Raw genomic sequence first — 4000 nt, 5'->3', positions numbered from 1 at the left:
AGGCACGGCTCGCCGCGGGCGAGCACGGTCTGAACCGGCAGCTCGTCAATAGCGTCATTCAGCGCGCCGACGAGCCCGGCGAGGCCCTCGCCTACTGGACGTCCACCTACGGGCGGGCGATTCCCAAGCCGGTCAAGCGCGGTATCGCCGACGCTGTCCAGCGCCTCTACACCGAGCGGAATCTCGCCAAGTACGACAGCGACAGCAAGGGCTTCCGCTTCGGCGACGTCATCGACCTCATCCACCCCACCCCGCACGAGGACAAGCGGCTGTGGCAGGGAGACCTGTTCACCCACGCCCTCGACCGCCGGCACGGCCGCGACAACCCGATCCCTGAGACGCTGCGGATGCTGCGCTCCCGCGCGGAGCTGCTCGCCCTGCCCGTGGGGGAGCGGCGCGCTGTCCTGGCCAACCCGGAGTGGCTGAAGTCCGCGGGCATGACGTGGGAGGCGCTGGCCGGCTGGCTGCAGGGGCCGATGGACGCCGAGGCGTGGGCGGCTGTCGTGCCGTCGATGGGTTACATGGCGCTGATCCGCAACCTCCGCAACTTCGACGAGGCAGGACTTCCCGACGAGGTGGCGGATCGGATCATCGCCAAGCTCGCCGACCCCAACGAGGTGGCACGGTCGCGGCAGTTGCCGTTCCGGTTCTACTCCGCGTACCGCAATGCCCCGAGCCTGCGCTGGGGTCACGCCCTGGACAAGGCGCTAACCCTCGCCACGGGCAATGTGCCGTCGTTCGGTGGGCGCACTCTCGTGCTCGTCGACACGTCGGGGTCGATGACATCCGGTGCGATCTCGGAGCGCTCCACCGTCACGCCTGTCCAGGCTGCTGCTCTGTTCGGGGTGGCGCTGGCGTCCCGCGGTGAGCAGGTCGACCTGTATGGCTTCGCTGATGGCGTGTTCCGCCACGACGCCGGCAAGGGCGCCTCGGTCCTGAGGGAGATGGACCGGTTCTGCCACCGGGTTGGCGAGGTCGGCCACGGCACGCAGATCGCCGCTTCTGTGCAGCGCACCTACAAGGGCCATGACCGGGTCGTGATCCTGTCGGACATGCAGACCATGAACAGCGGATGGGGAGGCAACGTCACCGAGTCGGCGCCTAAGCACATCCCGATGTACGGCTTCAATCTGGTCGGATACCGGCACGCCGCCATGCCCACCGGTAGCGGAAACCGGCACGAGTTCGGCGGCTTCTCTGACGCGTCGTTCCGGATGATCCCGCTGCTTGAGGCGGGAAAGAATGCGGGCTGGCCCTTTTAGGCTGAGTTGAACTTGCAGATTCGGCCGTGACGCGTCATGATCTGTCCCGGAGACTTATGCCCCCATCCAGGAGAAATCCCGGGTGGGGGCTTTTTCGTGTTCGGAGGTGACTCCTTGGCCGAATACGACCCCGAGACGGTGTACGTGACCACGAGCCAAGCGGCCGAGTTGTGCGGTGTGAAGCCCGACGCGATCCGCCAGTGGGTGCGGCGTAAGCATCTCGCCCCGGTCGACAAGGACAAGCACGGCCAGATGCTGTTCACTCAGCTCGACGTGGCTAAGGCGGAATTTAAGACCCGCAAGCACGCACGCCGGCCGGAGAACGCCGCGGCCTAGATTCCCTTAGACATTCGTAGACGCGCTCCTCTGGCGAGGGCGCGCTGGCTCCGCGTGGACTTCCCCGTACGCGCGTCGAGCCTTCGGGGGCTGGCTGGTCCTTGCGCGAGGGCGCTGGCCAGCCCCCACCAAGAACGCGCACCTTCCCTGGCGGGTGGGGTGTGCCGCGCGACGCCGAACGTGGAGTCCCCCGACTGACACTGTTCGCCGCGCACCGTGGCCCGACCTCCCGCGCGGGGGGTCGCCGAAGAGGTCGGGTCACACAAACCTGTTCGCTCCAACCCCCTGGAGAACACCCATGAAGTACCTCCACCTCACCCCTGACGCCGCCCCGCCTGATTGTCGGTCCCCGCCCGTAGCCTGCCCTGGTGGATGAGTCTGGGCTTCCGCCGCGCCCGCCGCTCGTGGTCTTCAGGGGCCGTGTCGCGTGGGTGAGAGCTCGACGCCAGACGGACCTCGGCGCCTGGCTCGCCCTCGTCTACTGGGACACGATGATCGGCCCTGAAAGGCTCGTCAACGAACAGTGGGTACCGCTGGCCGACATCGCCCGGATTCCCGGCGAGAACTACGACTCCGTCCCCACCCTGACCTAACCCCCACCTGATCTGACCCCTTGAAGGCCGTCCACTGGGCGGCCTTTTCTGCGTGCCCGAGGAGGTCGTCGTGGCTCTCTCGCCCACCGCCTGGACCCCGGAGACGGGCCTGTCCTACGCCGAGTGGCTGAAGGCCAAGGCGCCGCAGACCCGCCCTCAAGGGTGGACGAACGCCACCCACGACCAGGTCCGCGAAGGCATCGGCAAGGACGGGCGCCGCTACAAGGCCACCACCGACCAGCTCGGCAACGACACCGTCCAGCACGGCCACGACCAGCAGTCCGTGAAGATCAACGCCCCGCTCGTGCGGGTCGCCACCACCACCACAGAGGAGCGCGCTCATGGGTAGCGCTGACAGGGCGGCGGAACTCCGCGCGCTCGCCGACAAGCTCGACGCCACCGCAGGCCACGAAGACGAAGCCGAGGCCGCCAAGGAGGCGTACCGGGAAGCGCTCGACTCCGGCGACGCCGAGCGCATCGCTGAGGCCAAGGCCCGACACCGCGAAGCCGCCCAGACCCTGACCGAGGCCCGCGCTGAAACCCGGCAGGACGTCATCGTCGGCTCTTCTGAGCCGGGATCGGCAACTGTCCGCGTGGGAGCTGTGAACGTGGGCGTCCCGTCTACTCCGGCCCCTACCGCTCAGGAGGGCTGACAGATGGCCATTTCCGCTTCCGGCCTGTTCCTTCCCACATGGATGGACGCCCTCGACACCACCCAACTCGCCCTGGACCTCGACCTCGACACGCATAAGGTCGCCCTGTTCACGGACTCGGTCAGCCCGAACTTTTCAACGAACACCGCTTACGGCGTGTCGCCTTGGAACGCGAACGAGGTCAGCGGTACCGGGTACACCGCTGGCGGCGCCCTCCTGACCGGCACGACGGTTGCCGACGTCTCCGGCACCCTGCGCTGGGACGCCTCCGACGTGTCGTGGACGTCCTCGACGATCACGGGCGCGAAGGGCGCGTTGATCTACGCGGACGCACTGGTGGGCGACAATGCGATCGTGCTGGTGAACCTCGGATCGAGTTATAGCACGTCAGCAGGCACGCTCCTGATCTCGTGGTCCGCAAATGGGATCGTGGAGCTCGACCTGACTCCATGATCATCTTCTATGTGATCTGAACATCGACGCCGCCTCCGGGCGGTTTTTTCATGCCCGCCCTCGGTGAAGCGGAGGGGCGGGCATGGCTGCGACGTACCGTGCTGTCGGCTTCGGGTCGGGGCAAACCACCGGCTCATTCACTGGCACCAAACCGACCGGCACGGTGAGCGGCGACATCCTGATCGCGTTCCAGGCGTCCGACACCGACTCCACGCTCACTGACCTGGGCACGCCCACGGGTGGAGCTACCTGGCAACTGCTCGGCTCCCGCAGCGGCGGCCCGATCCAGAAGTACTGGTGGAAGGTAGCGGGCGGCAGCGAACCCACCACCTACGGGTTCACGCAGGGCAGCACCGCGAACGGCATCGTCATCATCGTCGCGGTGTCCGGCGGCGCCACCACCACCCCTATCCACGCCAACAACAGCAGCGGCTCCACGACCACGGTCACCACGCCCACCATCACCAGCCCCGGCGCTGACGCCCTCGAACTACGTTTCGCGAGCGGTATCGCAGGCGGGGCGACCACATGGACGCCGCCGAGCGGCCACACTGAGCGGCGAGAGCAGCAGGTCAGCACCAACCTTTCCGGCCATGTCACCACCCGCGCACTCACCGCTGGCGGAGCGACCGGCACCGCCAACCACACCGCGAGCGTCAACCAGACCAGCCGTGGCGGTGTGACGATCGCGGTAGCCACCGCG

The 4000-nt window shown here is 67.5% G+C and carries 7 protein-coding genes; all 7 read left to right on the top strand.

The window, feature by feature from the left end; genetic code table 11:
• A partial coding sequence (locus AB0J58_RS44310; protein WP_364227707.1) for a TROVE domain-containing protein occupies positions 1-1262 on the top strand: 1262 nt, incomplete at its 5' end.
• Between the two features lie 114 nt (positions 1263-1376).
• Positions 1377-1598, top strand: coding sequence for a helix-turn-helix domain-containing protein (locus tag AB0J58_RS44305; protein WP_357795746.1), 222 nt, complete (start codon positions 1377-1379; stop codon positions 1596-1598).
• Between the two features lie 368 nt (positions 1599-1966).
• Positions 1967-2191, top strand: coding sequence for a hypothetical protein (locus tag AB0J58_RS44300; protein WP_364227704.1), 225 nt, complete (start codon positions 1967-1969; stop codon positions 2189-2191).
• Between the two features lie 70 nt (positions 2192-2261).
• Positions 2262-2540 (top strand): hypothetical protein, encoded by a 279-nt coding sequence (locus AB0J58_RS44295; protein ID WP_357795752.1) that lies wholly within the window; start codon positions 2262-2264, stop codon positions 2538-2540.
• Positions 2533-2844, top strand: a complete 312-nt coding sequence (locus AB0J58_RS44290; protein WP_357795755.1) for a hypothetical protein — start codon at positions 2533-2535, stop codon at positions 2842-2844. Before AB0J58_RS44295 ends, AB0J58_RS44290 begins: the two co-directional genes overlap by 8 nt.
• 3 nt (positions 2845-2847) lie before the next feature.
• Complete coding sequence (locus tag AB0J58_RS44285; RefSeq protein ID WP_357795757.1) at positions 2848-3297, top strand: hypothetical protein; 450 nt, start codon at positions 2848-2850, stop codon at positions 3295-3297.
• A gap of 82 nt (positions 3298-3379) precedes the next feature.
• Positions 3380-4000 (top strand): hypothetical protein (locus AB0J58_RS44280; RefSeq protein WP_364227701.1); only part of this gene is annotated, 621 nt, incomplete at its 3' end.

The sequence above is a fragment of the Streptosporangium sp. NPDC049644 genome (assembly GCF_040675205.1).
In the GTDB taxonomy this organism is placed as follows: Bacteria; Actinomycetota; Actinomycetes; order Streptosporangiales; family Streptosporangiaceae; genus Streptosporangium; species Streptosporangium fukuiense.
Note: the sequence above shows the minus strand (reverse complement) of the source record. Positions and strands in the feature narration are given on the sequence as shown.

Bases quoted from the DNA above. Each gene is read 5' to 3' on its own strand.
- AB0J58_RS44290 (WP_357795755.1), top strand. From the start codon at position 2,533: ATGGGTAGCGCTGACAGGGCGGCGGAACTCCGCGCGCTCGCCGACAAG.
- AB0J58_RS44285 (WP_357795757.1), top strand. From the start codon at position 2,848: ATGGCCATTTCCGCTTCCGGCCTGTTCCTTCCCACATGGATGGACGCC.